General features: G+C 42.0%; 22 protein-coding genes. 7 read left to right on the top strand and 15 right to left on the bottom strand.

Annotated features, from left to right (window positions below; translation table 11 throughout):
* Positions 1–19: 19 nt before the first annotated feature.
* From AC2CZC_RS17075 to AC2CZC_RS17115, 9 genes are read right to left on the bottom strand one after another with little or no spacing between them, the layout of a single operon-like run.
* Positions 20–346, bottom strand: a complete 327-nt coding sequence (locus AC2CZC_RS17075) for a hypothetical protein (RefSeq protein ID WP_484582718.1) — start codon at positions 344–346, stop codon at positions 20–22.
* A gap of 8 nt (positions 347–354) precedes the next feature.
* Positions 355–1,251: a hypothetical protein gene (locus AC2CZC_RS17080; RefSeq protein WP_484582719.1), complete on the bottom strand. Its 897-nt coding sequence runs from the start codon at positions 1,249–1,251 to the stop codon at positions 355–357.
* Positions 1,248–1,400: a hypothetical protein gene (locus AC2CZC_RS17085; RefSeq protein WP_484582720.1), complete on the bottom strand. Its 153-nt coding sequence runs from the start codon at positions 1,398–1,400 to the stop codon at positions 1,248–1,250. The genes AC2CZC_RS17080 and AC2CZC_RS17085 overlap by 4 nt, the downstream gene beginning before the upstream one ends.
* Positions 1,397–1,834 (bottom strand): phage tail terminator protein, encoded by a 438-nt coding sequence (locus tag AC2CZC_RS17090; protein ID WP_484582721.1) that lies wholly within the window; start codon positions 1,832–1,834, stop codon positions 1,397–1,399. The genes AC2CZC_RS17085 and AC2CZC_RS17090 overlap by 4 nt, the downstream gene beginning before the upstream one ends.
* Before the next feature lie 14 nt (positions 1,835–1,848).
* Positions 1,849–2,271 carry a phage virion morphogenesis protein gene (locus AC2CZC_RS17095; RefSeq protein WP_484582722.1) on the bottom strand — a complete coding sequence of 141 codons (423 nt, stop codon included), beginning with the start codon at positions 2,269–2,271 and terminating at the stop codon, positions 1,849–1,851.
* A gap of 3 nt (positions 2,272–2,274) precedes the next feature.
* Positions 2,275–2,745, bottom strand: coding sequence for a phage protein Gp36 family protein (locus tag AC2CZC_RS17100; RefSeq protein WP_484582723.1), 471 nt, complete (start codon positions 2,743–2,745; stop codon positions 2,275–2,277).
* A 58-nt stretch (positions 2,746–2,803) separates the two neighbouring features.
* Complete coding sequence (locus AC2CZC_RS17105) at positions 2,804–3,739, bottom strand: capsid protein (protein WP_484582724.1); 936 nt, start codon at positions 3,737–3,739, stop codon at positions 2,804–2,806.
* A gap of 11 nt (positions 3,740–3,750) precedes the next feature.
* A complete protein-coding gene (locus tag AC2CZC_RS17110) occupies positions 3,751–4,131 on the bottom strand; it encodes a hypothetical protein (protein ID WP_484582725.1) in 381 nt (126 codons plus the stop codon).
* Positions 4,131–5,297 carry a hypothetical protein gene (locus AC2CZC_RS17115; RefSeq protein WP_484582726.1) on the bottom strand — a complete coding sequence of 389 codons (1,167 nt, stop codon included), beginning with the start codon at positions 5,295–5,297 and terminating at the stop codon, positions 4,131–4,133. The genes AC2CZC_RS17110 and AC2CZC_RS17115 overlap by 1 nt, the downstream gene beginning before the upstream one ends.
* A 143-nt stretch (positions 5,298–5,440) precedes the next feature.
* On the opposite strand from AC2CZC_RS17115, the gene AC2CZC_RS17120 reads away from it, so the two are divergent.
* Entirely contained in the window at positions 5,441–5,893 is a 453-nt protein-coding gene (locus tag AC2CZC_RS17120) for a hypothetical protein (protein ID WP_484582727.1), read from the top strand.
* A gap of 269 nt (positions 5,894–6,162) precedes the next feature.
* Here the strand turns inward: AC2CZC_RS17120 and AC2CZC_RS17125 are convergent, their stop codons facing one another.
* Together AC2CZC_RS17125 and AC2CZC_RS17130 are read right to left on the bottom strand one after the other, a co-directional pair.
* On the bottom strand, positions 6,163–6,702 hold the full coding sequence (locus AC2CZC_RS17125; RefSeq protein ID WP_046355451.1) for a hypothetical protein: 540 nt from the start codon (positions 6,700–6,702) through the stop codon (positions 6,163–6,165).
* A 6-nt stretch (positions 6,703–6,708) separates the two neighbouring features.
* Positions 6,709–7,767 carry a hypothetical protein gene (locus tag AC2CZC_RS17130; protein ID WP_484582728.1) on the bottom strand — a complete coding sequence of 353 codons (1,059 nt, stop codon included), beginning with the start codon at positions 7,765–7,767 and terminating at the stop codon, positions 6,709–6,711.
* A 237-nt stretch (positions 7,768–8,004) separates the two neighbouring features.
* Here AC2CZC_RS17130 and AC2CZC_RS17135 point away from each other — a divergent pair, with 237 nt between their 5' ends.
* Positions 8,005–8,868 (top strand): hypothetical protein, encoded by an 864-nt coding sequence (locus AC2CZC_RS17135; RefSeq protein WP_484582729.1) that lies wholly within the window; start codon positions 8,005–8,007, stop codon positions 8,866–8,868.
* A 51-nt stretch (positions 8,869–8,919) separates the two neighbouring features.
* Here AC2CZC_RS17135 and AC2CZC_RS17140 read toward each other — a convergent pair whose 3' ends face one another.
* Genes AC2CZC_RS17140 through AC2CZC_RS17155 form a run of 4 tightly spaced genes read right to left on the bottom strand, consistent with a single transcriptional unit; the run spans position 8,920 to position 13,658 of the window.
* On the bottom strand, positions 8,920–9,894 hold the full coding sequence (locus AC2CZC_RS17140) for an HNH endonuclease (protein WP_484582730.1): 975 nt from the start codon (positions 9,892–9,894) through the stop codon (positions 8,920–8,922).
* A 2-nt stretch (positions 9,895–9,896) separates the two neighbouring features.
* Positions 9,897–12,584, bottom strand: a complete 2,688-nt coding sequence (locus AC2CZC_RS17145; protein WP_484582731.1) for a sensor histidine kinase — start codon at positions 12,582–12,584, stop codon at positions 9,897–9,899.
* 50 nt (positions 12,585–12,634) lie between these two features.
* A complete protein-coding gene (locus tag AC2CZC_RS17150) occupies positions 12,635–13,156 on the bottom strand; it encodes a hypothetical protein (RefSeq protein ID WP_484582732.1) in 522 nt (173 codons plus the stop codon).
* Positions 13,157–13,166: 10 nt separating this feature from the next.
* Positions 13,167–13,658: a helix-turn-helix domain-containing protein gene (locus AC2CZC_RS17155; protein WP_484582733.1), complete on the bottom strand. Its 492-nt coding sequence runs from the start codon at positions 13,656–13,658 to the stop codon at positions 13,167–13,169.
* Positions 13,659–13,797: 139 nt separating this feature from the next.
* Between AC2CZC_RS17155 and AC2CZC_RS17160 the strand changes: the two genes are divergently transcribed.
* The 5 genes from AC2CZC_RS17160 (at position 13,798) to AC2CZC_RS17180 (ending at position 18,411) form a co-directional block, all read left to right on the top strand.
* Positions 13,798–14,127, top strand: a complete 330-nt coding sequence (locus AC2CZC_RS17160) for a hypothetical protein (RefSeq protein WP_484582734.1) — start codon at positions 13,798–13,800, stop codon at positions 14,125–14,127.
* Positions 14,128–14,150: 23 nt separating this feature from the next.
* Entirely contained in the window at positions 14,151–14,573 is a 423-nt protein-coding gene (locus AC2CZC_RS17165) for a hypothetical protein (RefSeq protein WP_484582735.1), read from the top strand.
* Between the two features lie 61 nt (positions 14,574–14,634).
* Positions 14,635–15,534, top strand: a complete 900-nt coding sequence (locus AC2CZC_RS17170; protein WP_484582736.1) for a hypothetical protein — start codon at positions 14,635–14,637, stop codon at positions 15,532–15,534.
* Entirely contained in the window at positions 15,534–17,180 is a 1,647-nt protein-coding gene (locus AC2CZC_RS17175; RefSeq protein WP_484582737.1) for a transposase, read from the top strand. Before AC2CZC_RS17170 ends, AC2CZC_RS17175 begins: the two co-directional genes overlap by 1 nt.
* Complete coding sequence (locus AC2CZC_RS17180) at positions 17,173–18,411, top strand: AAA family ATPase (RefSeq protein WP_484582738.1); 1,239 nt, start codon at positions 17,173–17,175, stop codon at positions 18,409–18,411. Before AC2CZC_RS17175 ends, AC2CZC_RS17180 begins: the two co-directional genes overlap by 8 nt.
* Positions 18,412–18,433: the final 22 nt, after the last annotated feature.

The raw sequence follows: 18,433 nt of genomic DNA on the forward strand, positions 1-18,433 counted from the left end.
AACCACCTAGCAACATCAATTAGTTTTTTTCCTGCACTCTATAATGCGCGTTTATACACTCGGCTGATAAACGCCCAGCGATACCACCAAAACCCAGCATTTCGTGGAGCACGTCTTTTGAAAACGGGATGCTTTTACCTTCATCAACAAAGTCGTCCCAACCTACAAGTAACTGTTCAACGATGGCTTTATCTGTGGTGCTGCGAGGGTCAGTAAGCTTTTCAATGTCTTGCTCTGGTACAAGTTTAATGTGCGCGTTGAACTTAAATTCCACACCGCCATATTCAAAATGAATTGGCGCATTGATGATTGCGTCTTTTAATTGCTCTAATTTTTTAAGTTTCATAATTCAGATCACTCAAATACTAAGGTTAATTCGTCATAGCCACTGTCTGAAGGGACAAGTTTGCCGTCCAGTTCGTAGCCAGTTAATTCGCTTTCTAAGCTGGCATATTTAGGTGTGGGCATTTGAAAGCGACCTAGCAAAGTCACTTTGTTACCGGCACTTTGGCCATGGTTAAACTCAAAAGTTTGGATACTGCCAGCCAATTCAAACGGGTTGAAGATAGACAGGGAATCGCTGGTAACAGTGATGTTTGCGGTAGACTCATGGCCTGTTATAAGGATTTCTTCATGATTAATAGCGCGGTCAAACACCACATTGTTACCTACATCGATAGTCAGCTTGTGTAAGGTGCGCGCAAGGCCATTGAGCTTGAATGCGCTGCTATTGGTCACACCCAGTGTTGAAGGCTTTTTCCAGCGAGACCAATCAACAGAGGGTGGGATGCTTGATTGTATCGGCGCACTGAATAAGCCCTTAAACTGCCAATTAACCATAGGCTGACCTTTTTCCAAGTTGATGCTGAATGTGCCTAACATCTCTGTGATTTGGTGTGTATTTTGCCCAAAGCGCATTAAACACGTAGCTTTGGTGGCTGCGCCTTTTGTGAATGTGACGGCGTTTGCACTTGATACCTGTACCATGCCACATGCTAGCAATAATGGTGCAATAGCAGGGGCAGAGCCTGCGCTACCACTCATGGCCAGTGGCGTTTTAAAATTCAGCGTGACATGCTCGCCATAGATAATTTCAAGGCTAGAGCCTGAATGAGCGCGCTCAATTTCGTCTTTTTCGGTTTCGGCTTCAATGTTAAATTCAACTTCACTGGCGTATATTGCATGATTGCCTGTAAGCGTGGTGCCGAGTGAATCTGCCATTATTAAACGGTCTTTAAATCGCCAGCTCATTTGCTTGCTCCTGGTTTAATGATGTCACCTTCAAGTACGAAAGCACCGGCTGCATGACTGCGATTGCCGTTGCGCTTCAACGCTTGCTGTACTTGATTAGCTATTTGACTAGGACTGTGCTTTTTGGGTGTTGGTTTATCGTCTTTCATGTTGGTTCCTTGGTGTTGACTGTAATGTGCCCACTCACTGAAAACTGGCACTGATAAATGAGGTTTTTGGTTTGTTGGTTTAGCTCCACCATGCGGCCTCGATGGAGTTTAATGGGTTCATAGGGGTTAACAGTAAGGCCAGCAAGCGCTGCTTTTACACGCTCCCGAAGCTTTTCAATTTGTGTGTCGGCTTGCCTGTTGGCTGTATGGCAAGGGAGTACAATCATCACAGCAAACAGTTCAGTAACGGCGTATTCGTCTTGGCCCGTGATGCTATTTGTTGATTGATAGTCTTCATCCAACGGCAAAACGTACAACAAAGGTGTATGCACTGGTTTGCTGCGCGCTTGATTAAAGTCAGGAGCAAAGCCCACCTTTGCAATACGCGCTTTGTTTAATGCCTTTTCAATGTGGTTTAAATCGAAATTAAACATGCTTTAAACTCCGTTTAAACAAGCCAACCTGTGAGCGTTTCAACGATGACGCCAGCCTGATATTGCTCAATACCAATAATCGGGCGAGCAGGGAGCGTAACTGAATGGCCACGGCCCGCTTTGCCCCCAAAATGATGAATGGCGGCGTATTCTTCACCCAAGCCATGTATCAGTTCATCGCCTTCAACGTTGTGCGTTACAGAGCCTGCAAGATTACGTTGGTCAGTCAGCGTTAAACCTTTACGTTCTTTTGCTGCTTCTGATTGCGCCCATCGACTGCCATCTGGGGCGAGTTCATTTAAAAAGCGGGTGGTGACATCCATATCTAAAAATCCGCCTATGTCATCAAGTATATCTTCAGGTACAGCGCTCTTATGTCGAAGTAACTGCAACTTCTCTAACGCATCGCCCGAGATATCAATGAATACGCCCGCCATGAGTTAGTACCTCGCCCAATCAAAATTACTGCTTGGTGTTTTAGTTTGAATAGGGCCAGAGGCCAAAGGCGAGGGCGCTTTGATTTGAATGGTGCCAGCTTCTATTTTGGAAAGTTCTTGCATGGCGTTTTTACGCCTAGCCATTAAGCCTTCGTCGGCATCGTTGTTACATAGCTCATAACGCATTAAGTCTGCGGCTATACCCAATAAAGGAGAGGCATCCACTTCTGCTTGTGTGAGTTCAAGCTTGGCCACGTAACCCGCAATCGTGTTATTTACATTGGTCGAGGCAGTTTCAAACCAATTTAAAAGGGTGGTTTGAATGTCTGTTTCAGGTGTCGCTAAAAGCGCGGTTTTAATATCGTTATCAGTGATATCTTGCGCATCAAACCCAATCGAAAAGCGACCATTTGCATAATCAACTAATCGGTTTACGCCCAAGGTATTTACTGTGTGTTGTGTATTTACAAACATAGGCCTTTCCTTATCAATAAAGGGGCCGAAGCCCCATAGGGAGTTGATGGCTAAATCGTTATGCTGAGGTCAGTACATCGGTGAGCAACAAACCACACCCCTTGGCTATGATTTGCTCTTCGACTGATTCACCCACGATGACTTTGGTGCCGCCACGTAACCCAGCAGACACAGGTTTGTTACCTGACTCTCGGTTCTTGTAACGTGCAGTTAGGCCAAAGGTCATCCGCTTGTTTTCGAAGCTGGCAAGCGGGTCATGGTAAGTAAATGCAAGGTTGTCGCCCCAAGCGCGTTCAAAAACAGGTGCTTTACCTTTTTTGGCGATGTTTAATCGCGCCTGGCCAATGTTGATATGCTCAATTTCAAGCGCTTCTTTTATATAAGCCCAAGGTACAAGCCCTTCGTCACCAGTTGTTCCGTTATAACCTTTAAGCAGCTTTTTATTAGTCCTAAGAGCCGTAGCAACTTTAAATGACATGGTCATGCTATTGGGTCGCATTAATGGCTCATCGAGCAAACTTAGGAGCCAACGTAAAATATCAAGTTCTGGGTCATCCAGCTTTTTTAAGCTCCCAGTGCCAAGCTTTTTATGAATACCGAAGTTAGTCGGATCTGAAAATTTTTGAGCTACGCGCACTTCACGGCCAAGCAGGACCAAGTCTGTAATGTTTTCAGTAGCGACATTTAGCGGGCTGTGGTTAGCGGGCGCATTAGTAATATCGTCGTTAGGTACAACGTCAGATAAGCCATAATCGGTCACAGAGCCTGTTTGCTCTTCATAGCCAAACTCAACTTGGTTTGGTTCTGACTTACGGCCAATTTTGGTATCTGGCACTGTGAACTTATCAGCTAAATTGTACTCACCCCATTTATATTCACGTCTGTTCACTGACGCATATGGGAGTAATCTATCTGCGATTAATTGACGGTTGTTATACGCAATTGCTATCGCCGTTTGCTGTACGTCGGGGGTAAATGGCATTCCATCACTCATGGCAATGCTCCTTATTTAATGATCACAAATGGGGCGATATGAATATCGACAATGGTGCCCGCGTCGCCTTTTTCGAGCACTTTGCCAGCTACGTGGATTTCGGTATTATCCGCAAGTGCTGATGGGTCTAGCGGTACAGCTCGGCCTTCACTGTCACTCACGGCGTATTCACCACCTGCAAAGTCGCCACCTAGTTCTATGGGCGCAAGCTGTGTCATGACCACATCAACACGGAGCTTTTTATCTGTGCCTTGCTCTGTCACCCCAAGAATAGGGCTGTTAATACCTGTGGCATTGGTCGCCATAAAATCGCCAACATCAACCGCGACAAAACGGTTTGCAGGCAATGGCGCGTCAGACTCAAAGTTTCTGATTAATCCTGGTATGGCCATTAGTTTGTCTCCTGCGTCACATGATCCATGGCTGTACTTAGGCTGATTGTTATACCCTTGTTAGCTTGCTCACTTTGGAACTCCAAAGCCTTTGCAGCCAACGCATCAGCCGAGTTATCAATCTCGGTTTCGTCGCTGTCGTCTTGTCGGCTAAAGTCTTTGGTGAGTCCGGCTTGCACGGGCAATGAGAGCAGCAAGGTTTTAAAGAACTCGGCTGGCTTGGCCGACGAGGTTTGATTGCCATCGCTAGCAGCAAATTCAAATGTGTTGGCACTGTCTGTTTCAAGGTGTGCCATGAATTCTGCAAGCCCCTCTGTTTTGGTGATACGCGGGGCTTTTCCACCGTTGACTTGACCGTCAATAAACGTTTGCGCATCAAACTTTCGTTGGTTGAATTCATGCTGGGCGTTCTTTGCATTCGCCGCGTCCAGTTGGGCCTGCAATGCTTTCTCGGCTTCGGTGGGTTTGTTTTTAGTTTTGTCACTCACTTCTAGTTCCTCGGGGTTATTTGAAGGGGCTGCAAATTCAGGGTTTGCAGCGAGTTCTTGACGCTGTTCGTGCTCAGCAAGCGTGACTTGCTCTTGCAGATATTCGGCTTCCCATTCAGAAAACACCTTATCTGCATGTTCAGCACCAAAGCGGTCAGTAAAAAAGGTTTTAAGATTCTTAACGAGGTGGACAACGGCCTTTGTTGTATCAATGGTCATGCGCTCGATGCGTTCACTGGCAGCAAACTCTAATATCACGCACTCTAGACCGCTTTTCTCTTGGCTGAATTGCCATTTCATGCCATCTAATGCAGGGGCTTTACCACCTAAAAAGCCAATATGCGCAAGCTCATAACCGTCTTCACCCTTTGTGAGGCGAACAGAGCGGTTTGGGTATCGCTTGTTTTCAACCGCATTAGCAAAATCCTGATCTACTTCTTCTGCTTGCGCGAATAGCTTATCGCCTTCTACTTTGAGCGCACTGGCCCAGCCCCATGCTGGGTCATCGGTTTTAGGGTGACCAACCACCAATGGACTTTTTTGAGGTGAGAAATTTTTAACAACAGTATCTAGATCAGCAGCTGTAAACTCCTGTGTATTGCCGCTTGAATCGGTGTGCGTACCTGTACGAAAAATCTCAAACCAATTAAAAGAAGTATTTTGTTTGCTTGCCATCATGTTCACTCATTAAGAATCAATGAGCTCAGAATAGCGGGGGAGGAATAGAAAATTAGGCGTAAAAGGTTTTACATATTAGTTGGTTAAAGCTTCCAACTTGTGTAACTATTATGCTGAGCACAAATAAGAATTCAATACGTGATATGAAAATCTACAAATGGACTAACCCCAAAAAAGTCAATCTTCAGCAGCCATTTCTTTACCACATTTGTATCAATACGGGCCAAGCAGAGTTTAATTACATTGGTAAAGCATCTAAAAAATCTCGATTAAATGAGTATCGTAGAAATGTCGCCAAAATCTTAGATGGCAAAGCAAGACGGCCAAATACAAAGCGAAATGGTGAGACGCAATCACTTAGCAATCTGCGCTATCGATACGTGCACCTAGTGTTAGCTCTAGCACACAAACAAAATTGGGATATAAAACATTACCCAATTGAGAATGTAGAAAAGGACAATCTAAACGAAAGGGAGCAACAAGTGATCAAGGAACTCAATACAACCTGCAAACACTTTGGTCTTAACGAAAAACAGACTTGGGAAATCGAAGAGCTGGATGCGCTATCGAAAGAACTCCTTCAAGGTCTAAAGTAATTGTTTAGGTAACTTTTACCAGTGAAGTTACCTCTTAAATTGGAAACATGGCCTTGAGATAAGTTTAAACCATGTTTAAAACCGCTTTAAAAACGCCTCAGTTTGTTTAAACTGCTTTAAGTCAATGATTCCCTGTGCAGATGCACAAATATTCGCTCTTGTGATATACAGAGCCATTTAATTGTTTAAGGGAATTTCGTGTTTTAAAATCTCTTAACAGCTTGAAGCAAAGTAACAAGCTCGTAAGATAATAATAAATGTTTTCTAAGCTAGCTTGAACTGGAATTGGGCTTATTTAATAGTTTCTCTCGTAAAGCTCTTTTACGCTTTATTTGCAAATAGCGACTTCTTGACTCAGCCTCAAAGTCTGAAAGTTTACTTCTAGTAACTAAAGCTATAAAAAGAGAATATACGGCTATTCCGAACATAGCCCCGACAACAGAAAGAGCGTATTTTGAAGCCACTGCATTAACACTTGCGAGATGTAGTCCAAAAGCGGCTAGCAGTGCAAAAGCGAGTAATAAAAAGATATATAGCATCAAACGGTTACGAATACTTATAACTTTCAAATTGAGTCTTTGATGCTCTTCTCGAGTCAAAAACTCCTCTTTTCTTACATCTTCGACAGAATTCCTGACCATAATCAACGGAGCAATCATAATAGTAAAAACAGAAGAAAAAATAAGAGGTAGTTTTCCACTAGCGTCGTCAGGTATTAAAGTCGCCCCCCAAAAAAAGCACAAAGCAAAAAGGCCACTGGGTAACAGCAACTGCATAAGTGCTACTAGTGCGTGACCGATTGTTGACATATTGCTTTACTCTTCCGCTTTTAGTACCGACGCTATATCTTCTCCTACATCAGAGTTATCAATAATCGTCAATAACCAATCTCTTAATTTTTGGTATAGCCCACTATCGTCAACTTTACCATTTATAAATGTAACTTGTATTTTCTTAGTAAGTCTTACGTCCTGACCTACAAGTTCTCCGCCTTCCTGCAACCCGATCCTTACATCTTCCTCTTCCATGTGCCTTGTCGCTTCCGCAACGTCATGTACCAGCTTTTGTCCTGTTTTAGTGGTAGTTCTATTAAATTTAAACACCATTTCTAATTTTAAGTTCGATTTATCATAGGATTCATCGAAATCGAGGTTTGGTGCATAACCTTCCTGTTTTAAAAAGTTTAGAAATTTTGCAGCCAGCCCCCTTGGCTCATATACAACCCTGGTATTTTGGTTAACTACTTCTGTAAAATTTTCATGCTTAGTTGAGTTGACTTTAGGCGTAAAGGTAACAGCAGATCCTATTTTAACAGACTTAGGAGGGAATTGTTTGACCTTATTTATCGCCTTTTCCGAAGGTTTATCGGAAAGGATCACCATTGAATCACTGAGGCAACCAGTCAATGAGTTTAAAAACCACGCTAAGTGCTCTTCCAAGTCTCTGGAGTCTATTCCTTTTCCACTTAGCATTACTAAATGGTTATCAAGAACCGCGAAATACAATAAAGATTCTAAAAACTCACTGTTGTCCCGTTCTTTTAGAGCGTCTTTTTTTATATCTTTAGCTGTAATTGGAGTCAACGAAAATGCTTCTGCTTCTTCATCCATCGCAATCATTAATTGGCTTTTATCTTGCTCAAATTTGACCAACTGACACATAAATAATTCTTGATTGTGCTTAGATCTATGGTTTATAAACCTAAAGCTATTCCCATCTTCTGATAAAGGCTCTCTCCTTGCGATAGCTTTGTAGTAATCAGACGTTTCGTCCAATAACTTTTCCTCCAACATTTCCTGCAAGGTTAAATGGTGATCAGAACTAAATTTGACTCTCTTATATCGTACAACTCGCTGTTTCTTCTCAGTAGCCATAAGCAACCCTAATGAATTAGTTTATCTAATACTAAACCAAAAAAAACACAATGTTAACACCTGTTAACACTTTTAATGAGTGATGTAAAAAGCAATCTAGTTAAGAATTTTGCTGCCTATTCAGCGTACTTTTCAACACAATACACCATATAGATTGGACAGCACTTTGATTTATGTTAATTTCTGTGTTGCTTATAGCTTTTGAACTAAATACACCTAAAAAAGGCAGTTTGTAATATGAATGAACCCAAGAGAATTAAAAAATTGAGGGCTCGATTAATAAAGGAACTCCCATTTTTTCCAAATGACAGAGTTACTCGAGATGAATTAGAAAATCAATCATTGGAAAACATTCTATTACACTACCTACATTGGAAAACGAGAATAGTTCCACAGCGAGAGAGAAAAGTTCAAATCTCCCCTCATGTAACAGGAGATCAACGCTGGAGCACATTAAAGGGAAGTATCAACGCTTTTCTTGATAAAGTTAGAAACGGAGAGGATTTATACCCTTTTCATTCATTAAAAGCACACAAATACGGATATACACCAGCGCAAAGGATTAGAAACGGCGACGCTGCGATTTGGGAAGATAAAGACCTATTGTTAAATTCTCAAGGGTTCCACCATTTCCATTTGAATATGAATATTCAATCAACAGGGCTATCTAAACGGACTGATGATGTTTTATTTGCATTTGTATCTAGAGCCAAGTTTCATGCGATTGGGATATTCAATCATGACGTTTTTGAACCTGATGACGGTAGCGGACACATAACCCCTGAAAGAAAAAGGATGCTACAAATACATGACCAATATATGTCTCAACGTCTACCGCCCGGAACAGCATATATTACAAATCCAATATCGATGTCGGTTCACCCGTCGCACTTGGTAAGGCTATCCATCTTTTATGCTGATAAAGTATGTGAAATAGATACAAAACTAGACGACCGTTTATATATAAATAGCCTATACAAGAACGCAAAGATTCCCCCCCCAAAAGCGTATAACTTTGAATGGGATATACACGGGTTAGATCTAGTAGCCTATGATAAGAAGGCAGATACACGTTTCGTAATAGTACAAGGTTTCTTATAATCCTCACGGTAACCCTTAAACTAAGTATAAGGGTATTATTATAAAAAGCTTTTACCTATCCCTTGCCCATCCATATTTTAATGGGTAGGGAGAAGAGTAATCATGTATTGAAAAGCCACTACCTAATGCAATAGGGGTTGCTGAAATAACCAGTTTATTGCCTTCTCTAAAAATATCCCTAACCATAACCAAAGCTGCGACTCTTGAGTTTCCTACAAAATGTCCTACGTAAGCAGATGTACCATAGATGTGAAAGGAGTTAACTAACATCCTTAATTCTATGTTTTTTGCTCTAGCGTATGCATGTCTATTTTCAACCCCCTCAATTGAGCTCCCTCGCTGGAACATAAAGCCTCTAAAGCAGAAGCATATTGAGCCAGGCGAAATTAAGTTGTTAATTTGAGTCTTGGTCCAAATTGCGCCAAGCTCTATAGGTCTTACACTCATTATAATTTTGTCAACAGCTTTAAGAAACAGGCTATGTATTCTTCTCGCGTTATCCCATCTATAGTGGTCATATATGGTATAAACTGCTTTTTTAGGGTTTACGTCATGCTCAAACTTCAGATTACCATGTGCATCTATCAGATTTTCTTCGATTAATTCACGAAGCAGCTCAGGTTCAAATTTTAACCCGTAACCCCTCATTAGATCAGGTAATCGCTGGTGATTAACAAAAGTCCACATAGCATTGGAAAGGTTTCCTTGGTTTTCTGGGAGCATCGCTATTGAAGACTTCTCTGAGATTTCATTTTCCCACATACTTTTAAATTTCAACAACCTAGAAGGCGTCAAGTTCTTTGATAATTGATGAGTCGTATGTGCTCTGTCGTGACAATTGCTACACAAAGCAACCAAGTTACTCTCAATGTTATTAGAAGGGTTTTGATCAATATGGTGTATTTGAACTGAGCTCTCATCCGTTTTGCATACACAACATTTGAAGCCGCACTTGTAAAGTACAGTATTTTCTAGTTGTATCGGGATTTTTTTCCTTTTTTTACCATTTGTACTGTCGCTAGCCAAAATCACATCCTCTCCCTAATCTCTCTCTCAATATCTTCCTTACTCATTCTATCTCTCTCAATAAGCGGGAAGACGATCTGAATCTTGGTGCCTTTACGCGATGAATTAAGCTTAAACTTGGTTTTATATGACTTGGCTACATCATTCATTTTATAAAGTCCTTCGCCAAAGTGGAAGCGAGAACGTAGCGGAATGCCAATGCCGTCGTCTTCAATATGCACATGAATTTTAGATCTAAGCTTGTGCACGAATACGTTAACCTCGGAACCTTCGGAGTGGTGCACAGCGTTATGAAGGCCATGATAAACAACAGCGTAAATGTCACGCTCTAATTGGGGATCTAGCTTTACGTTGCCTATCACCGTTTCAAAGTTAACTTTAATTTTCGCCTGCAAGCTAGATTGCACTTGCAGCAAATCTAAACCAGCAAGCAACCTTTGCTCGCCAAGGTAAGGGCCATTGTTAACTATGGGGGTTATTAACTCAGATACTTTGTCGAACTTAACCAGTCCTTCAGTAAACATTGTGTCATCACCAGAGCTGACTAACACTTTACCTTGTTCAACAAGCATAGCGATTTGACCTAAGTTACTACTTTGGCGCTTACGTTCATTTTGTCTAAAGACTCTGCGGAAAGACTGAACCCAAAAATAAGTAAAGCATGCAACTGCTGATGCCAATAGCACCGCTACGAATAAGTATACAACTAGCGCTGTAGGGGAGTTATACCAATGAGAGCGAACCTCGAACGAATACATTGCGGGTTCACTGGCAACATTGCCTACAATTTGCCTGAACTCTACTGAATAGTGATCTGGGTATAAATTGTTTAACTGTATCATCGGGCTATGTAAAGGTATCCAGCTACCTTCATTTAGACGATACTCATATTTAACGCCTTCGTTGTGCCGATATTGAAGATTAGTAATCGCTATATTTACCCAGCCTTTTTGGTCTATCTCTAACGCGTCTTTATTAAATACAAAGCCATCATTTGTGCTGATATAGCTTACTACTGGAGGAGCTATTGATTGCTCCTTAAAATTTGTCATTTCAATAAGCGCGCTATCACTTACTGCAATCACTACTTTATCGGCAACTCGCACGCTACCAATCATAAACGAATGGTCTTGTGTCTCCCTGATTAGCCTGGATGAATCTTGTTCTTTAGCAATTGTGTGAATGCCGTTGTTGGTCAGCAAATAGAGTGCGTCCCGTACTTCTACAATTTCTTTAATATATTCAGGTGAGGGGACTCTAACCCAATTACCGTCTACCTTTTTTAATAGGCCCTCTCCGTAAGTTGCCATATACAACACACCGTCTAGGATTGCGACATCAGCAACTTTAGAAGTACCTTGGTACTCTCTGGAAACTGATCTTGGAGAGTCGATCCGGTCAAGACCAGCAGCAGTACTAACAAATAACTCGCCACTAATCTCTGTTACACCAAGAACTTCATGGCTTGATAGCATGGAGTTGTTATTAAATTCTTCATACTGCAATTTGGAATTAAATTTAACCACTGCGTCTTCATCTGTCGCCAAATACAAAGATTCAGCAATAACGGACGAATTAATTACATACCCATCATAAAGCTTTTCTACAATACGTTTTTCAGTATCAACGGCATATGCGCCGATATCGGTTGAAACAATCACTTTTCCAGCAAAGTGGGAGAAAGCTGTCACTTCAAAATCACGGCCTTCTGCGATTTTTGAATTCAGCCACTCAACAGGTTCACCATTTACAAATACACCTCTTGTGGTGCCTATCCACCATTGTTTGTCTACTCGTTCAATAATATTGTACTTGGAGCCTAAGCCTAAATTCGTCACACGAGTATTGCCCTCAACAATTCCAAATTCATTAATGTTTAGGCCCCACAGCTGCTTTTTATTATCCGCGAATAAGGATAAGTATGTCTTACGAGTAGAGCTAACGTTGGTTCTAGCGACTTCTAAGGTAGACAAAGACACCTCATTAACTTCATCACCATCTGTGAAATAAACAACATAAGGGGCAACGTAAGTTAAGTTTTCAGCACGTTCAACATTGTGGTTAGTAATACTTCGGTCTTGTAATTGGGAGTAATATTTGAGGTGATCATCTGCAAAGAATATTGCACCGTGCGGTGTAACTTCTAGATCGCCATTTTTAATTTCTTGGTCGATTACTTTATATGAGCGTCCGTTGTGGATTTGATACAAGCCTTTTTCGGTTAACCCATAAACATTGTTGTATCTGGATTCTAAGTCTATCAGCTTTTCTTTACCCGATATTCTCGCCCCATACTGGCCTGTTGCTAGGTCGTACTCAAGTACTTGGTAATCTTCTTGCGTGAATAAAGCGTCGTGAGTAACTTCAATGTTGTGAGCATCCGTCTCTGCAAAAAGGTTTGCTTCATATGTATTCAAATTCAGAGACCAAATTTGCCCCGATGAATACAAAATATAAGCAATATTTGATTCGCTAATTTCTAAGTCTCGTGCTGAACCAGCTGGCAATTCGCTCACTTCATTTAGCTTTACAATGTGCTCGCCATCATACTTCAAAACACCTTCGTGTGAAGAGAAATACATATAATCATTCTGATCTTGAGTGACACCGTTAAGGTGCTCAAAGTTAAGCGCCTGACAGGTTCCGCTCTGTAATATCAAAGCAGAGGCAATTATCCTTGACTTCAACATAGCGAAGAATTCCTTCTTGCAAATAGGGGAGTCATTCCCCTTAAATAAATTTATTCAACGGCGTTTGGGTTATGGTCTCTGACGCCGCAACCAGCTAATACAACTGGTATTTTGGGTTCTGTTTCTAACGTTTGGCTCGCCATTTTTGTTTCACTTATACTAACACGCGATAACAAATTGTTAAGTTTATTTGTCTTATTTGCTTTCCAATTGAAGTCTTGCTCTCGTGGAGCGAGGATAAACAGGTAAGTTGGTTTACGAGGGTCTGTGGCATTTTGCTTCGTTTGCCAAGTATCGATTACTGCTTGGCCAGCGGCTTCGCCGTATAGGTGGGTGTATGCTGCGGCGATTAACTTAGCGCCAGAATCACTCATTACCATAACAGCGGTATTTTGATAGTCGCTACCACAATCAAACGACACATCCACATTAAGTGTGCTGCCATCTGGTAATAACAAATCAGTATTCATGTGTTGTACACGCGCTCTGTCTGGTAGCGGTTCTAAAGCGAGAGAAGGGGCTGACAGCAATCCAAAAGTAAGCATTGCTGTGGCAAGTTTTGTTTTAATCATAATTTATCCTTTAAAAAGCCATAAAGAGCGCTCCCTCCGCAATGGTTTTAACCATGACTTCGTTAAAGTTATGCTCAAATGTTTTTTCAATTAACATTGGCGTTAACTTTTTACGGATCAGAAGTTCGCGCTCTGCATCCAAATTTTTCGAGTAAAGCAAATCATCTATTATCTGTTCAACAAGGGCGATTGCAGCTAACGCATCTTCAGCACTGTTTCTGCTTGCGTCTTCACTCTTTGTTGGTTTTTCTTCCGTAGAGCTATTATCAGATGTTTGGTCTACGTCAATTCCAAACACCTCATCCAAGGAAATCTTGTTACTAACGCATGCATTAACTATTGGACCATAAGGTAACGTACCCTTTTTTCTAGCCATAGCGACGCCACTGTGTGACAAACCTAACTTTTCAGAAAGTGCTCGATTACTTTTCACGCCTAGCTGTTTTCTTAAGCGCTCAATCACAAGATCAATCTCTGACTCTGAGATACTATCGATAACCATAGTTTACAGTCAATACCTTTAAAAAATAAAAAACAAAATAACTTTCCAGTTGGCAGTAAGAATATTTATCACTAGCTTAATAAACGAACACCGACAAATATAGTTACCAAAATTAATTTACAACACAGGTAAATCTATCATGACTTACACAACAATGTCATATGAAGACATCAAGAAAGAACTATCAAACAAAGACATACAGATTGAAGATATCGCCAAAGCAAAGCATGTTTCTAACTCTCACGTTTCAAACGTAGCTAAGGGCGCAGTCCAATCTTATGCTATAGCCGAAGCGATTTGCTTAGCGCTGAATAAAAAACGAACAGAGGTGTTCGGTGATAAATACCTATCCAAGCCAAAACGCGGTCCAAAAGATCGCACCCATAGGCGCAAAGAAGTTATTAAAGCCATACAAGCTGGCAAACCAGTGCCTGCTCCAAGCATGGACCTGCAGAGCAACCAAGTCTAGGTTAATTTAAGGAGATTTTTACCATGTCAATAAACCATGAGTCGATGAACATTTTAGAATGTGAAATTCCACCTGATTGTGAAGTATTACACCGCTTTAGCCAATGTGTGAATGCATGTATGCGTCGGTGCGGATTCACTCGTAATGGCCTAGCCCAACGCATGAACGCTGCACTAAAAGTAGATGTTGTAGAGGTTGACGAAGGTAAACTTAATAAATGGTTTGCACCAAGCCAACCTACATCTATGCCAATACAGTACCTACCGGCTTTATGCTGGGCAATTAAAAGTGTTGAGCCTGCCAATATATTGCTTATGCCACTTATGTACAGTGCATCAGATGAGCGTGCAAAAAAACTTCAAGAAGCCTCAGAATGTGAAGTTCAAATGCGAGAGCTGCAAGATAAGCGCGAGTCCATTCTCGAATCAGTCAAAATCAATACTTAATTTCGGAGCCTAAAACTATGCCTATCAAAGACCAAGATCTGCCTGAAATTTGGAGCTTTTCATGAGCAACGATTTAGTTTGTCCAGAATCGGCTGAAGAGATCCAATATCAAATTGGTCAACTCGAAAGTGTTTTGCACGTCGAGCTACCTGAAAGTATTGATGAATGTATGGATCAAGTCGCTTTTTTGGCTAATAGACAGTTTACCGATGCTGCCAAAATGGGCGTGTTGTTGCTTTGGTTAAAATCGCAAACAGAACATGGAAAGTTTAACTCTCTTTTGCAAGGTAGGCGAATACATAGACGCACAGCTAGCAGGGCTATGGCTATTGCCAAAATGCTGAACGCGTTGCCTAAACGTAAAGTGGACAAATTGTCCATTTTGAACATGAACACACATCAGCTTAACGAGCTTACCAAAGTGCCTATCGAAACGCTTAAAGAGCTAGACGACGAAGACTATGAAGTGCTGGCTGAGACATCAGGCAACGCTATAAAACAGCAAGTCGCGGATTTGATGAAAGAGCGTGACGAGCTGCAAGTAACAGCGGCACGGGCCATTAACGACTTAGAGCATGAAAAGTTACGTAAAGTACCGCAAGTACGTTTTGATATGCACGTGTTTATTAGCGAGATACGCAAAGACGCCATTTGTAATACCGAGCTATTAAACGAGGCGCTTGTTAGCACCATCACGCAAATTAGTCAGTTGTGTGATAACCGCCAATTAGATTTGGACTCGCGTTTAAGTGCTGCTCAAGTACTGCATCACACGTGGGCGGCTATCTATAGCCAAATTGGCACCGCGCTAGAGCGTTTAAGCGGCGAGTTTGCTGGGCACATTGAAGGCATAGAGCACCTACCGAAATTTACCAAAGCCGAGTGGCAATACGTTGAAACAGAACGTAACCGTCTGCTCGAACAATTCTTAGTAGAAAAGCAAAGCAAGGAGATCAAGTAATGCATCCTGCTGTGATTAGATTTAACAACTTACCTGCAGTTGTTAGCCAGTCTGTATGGTCAGAGGCAAGCGACAAAGCGCGCAAAACGGCCCAAAATCGTACGGCACTGGTAAAACATTGGCTTGCTAGTGGCTTAGGTGTAGACAAAGCAAGAACTGCACTTATTGAGTCATTAAATAATGGACTAGTAACGCCAGCCATACATCAAGCAGTTACTGACCTTGGTAAAGTACCAACGCGCGCAACTGCCTTTAATTGGGTTAATGCTTATAGACAGCAAGGCGTTGAAGGCTTGCTTCCACAACATAGAGGCCGAATACCCGCGCAGCCTAAATGGGCTGCCAAAGCGTTAGAGCTTTACCACTGTATTAACTCGCCCAGTTTCGCATTGGTTGCTGAAGACTTAAAAAAGCAAGGGCATGATGCCACCGCTGGACAAGTTAGGCGTTTTATAAACTCAATGCCTCATGAGCTTGGCCCGCAAAGCCCTTACCGTATGGGCGCAAAACTTTATCGTGAAAAGCACAAAGACTTCATTATTCGCTCCACTGAGCATATTGCCCCTGGTTTTATTTACAACGGTGATGGACACCAAGTTGATGTGTATGTGGCGCACCCAAAAACAGGCAAAGCATGGCGCTTTGAGCTAACCGCGTTTCAAGATGTCGCAAGCAGATGCATTGTTGGGTGGGAAATTAGCGAGTCTGAAAACGCCATAGCAACCATGACGGCATTAACTCGTTCGATTAAAAACCATCAGCATATTCCTAGCATGTTGTATGTCGATAACGGCAGTGGTTATAAATCAAAAATGATGTCTGATGAATGCTGTGGTGTGTATGCACAATTTGATATTGAGGTCATTTTTGCCATACCAGGCAATGCCCGCGCTAAATGGATTGAACGCTTTTTTAAACATATGGAAGAGCACGTGGGTAAACGCTTTGAAAGCTACTGCGGCCCAGACCACAACGAACGCGAAAAGCTCAAGCTTCTTAGCGACGTGAAAAAAGGCAAGCGCGAGCTGCCATCTTTAGAGCAATGGATAACTGAGTTTAAGGCATTTTTAGAGCACTACCACAACAGCCCACATCCTGAGATTAAAGGTAAAACCCGCAAGCAAGTATGGGAAGAAGGGCTAATTCAAGAGCAGCCAGCAATTACTGATTTTGTGGTACTGCCCAGAGCCAAAGTGAAAATAGCGCGCGGCCAAATCAGGCTACATAAGCGTGTTTATACCGCTGACTACCTCTTTCAATTTAATGGTAAAGAGTTGGTTGCTGGCTACGATTTACACGACGACACCTATCTTGTGCTGTATGAGCAATCAGGCGAGTTCATTATGAATTGCCGTATTAAAAACAAGGTTGAAGCACTGCCAACAAGCCGTATTGAAGAAACTGACCTCAAGCGGCTTCAAGGTCAAGAAAAGCGCATTCAAAACCAGCTTTCTGAAAAGCGTGCAAGAGTAGACAAAAAACGTGTGATTGACGTGGACGCGGTTGAAGAACTGGCTGCAGACATCCAAGCCATTCCAGAAATTGAACCTGAAGTATTAGACATGGACCTCTCAGATTTTGAGGTTGACCACGTGACCCCAGTTAAAAACGAATACCAAATAGATTTAGGAGACATTCATGAATAAGTTCACCAGCCATTACAACGAAGAGCAACAAATTCAAGTAAAGCTCATTAACGAAGAAATTGAATTTTATGCACTTGGGCCAGAAGACTATTGCTTAGGCTATGACTTAAACCAAGTGAACTCAGTACTAAATGGTGAATCGCCAATAAACCCAAGAAAACTATTGGATGTATTGTGGGCACACTTTTTTGGTGACTTTGACCCTAAAGAATTTAACAGTGAAAGTGGCTTTGCGGACTGTTATAACCCGAATGATAAGGTACTTGTAGCGCGTATTAAAAAGCGCATGACCGATAAAGACATTGCAAACCAAGGGGTAAACAGTACTTATATAGCCAAGAAGATTAATAAGTCTCCGTCGACGGTTAGTCAGTTGCTTTCTGGTAAGTATGCAGCGAGCCCAACTAAGTACTTGCATGACATTTATGCCATTGTTGCACCCGCTGGCACTGATGCTGCAAACAACAACGAAAGTGACGACAGACCTATAATTACTATTCGATACGGCGAAGTACCTTTTGTACCAACCAGCGTTGCTAAGGTGATTGCACTTGCTTGTGAACATGCAAGAGCGAGAAGACGCTTTTCTGTAGTTGCTGGTCAAGCTGGCATTGGCAAAAGCAGGGGGCTAGAGCGTTACTGTGAAGAAAACCCGTTAGCGATATTGATTATTGGCAGTGAACAAACGACCAGTAAACAAGTGATTGAGTCACTGTGTACCACCTTAGGCCTCCCTAAAAAACCTAGTGTTGCTAAAAACATCGAGAACATAGTTAGAACCATAGAAAACACTGAGCGCATAATTTTGCTAGATGAAGCAGACAAATGTAAGCCCAGTGCATTGGACCCACTTAGAACCATTTCAGATGCGGCCAAAGTAGGCGTGTGTTTGATAGGCAATATTCAGCTGGTCGATAAGCTTCAAACCAACGAGCGTTACGAGTTGATTTCATCCCGCGTGTGCTTTTGGCCAAAACCAATTGGCGAGGTGCCAATTGAGGACATCAGAAATTTATTCAATGAACTCACCCAAGGCACTGTACCACTTGAGTCCGATGACGACCAATGGTGGCAGTGGTTACATAAAAGGGTAGAGGGAAATTCAAGGCTCTTAGTCGAAAACCTGCTCCCTCATATCCTGAGCCACAGCCGGAAAAACCCAAACAAAAAGCTAGACAAGCTCTTGGTGAACTCAATCTTCGCCAATGTACTGAATCAACAAGCTGTATAAAGCAACGAGCCTAGCTGCAACT

This window comes from Pseudoalteromonas sp. MMG033 (assembly GCF_057197785.1).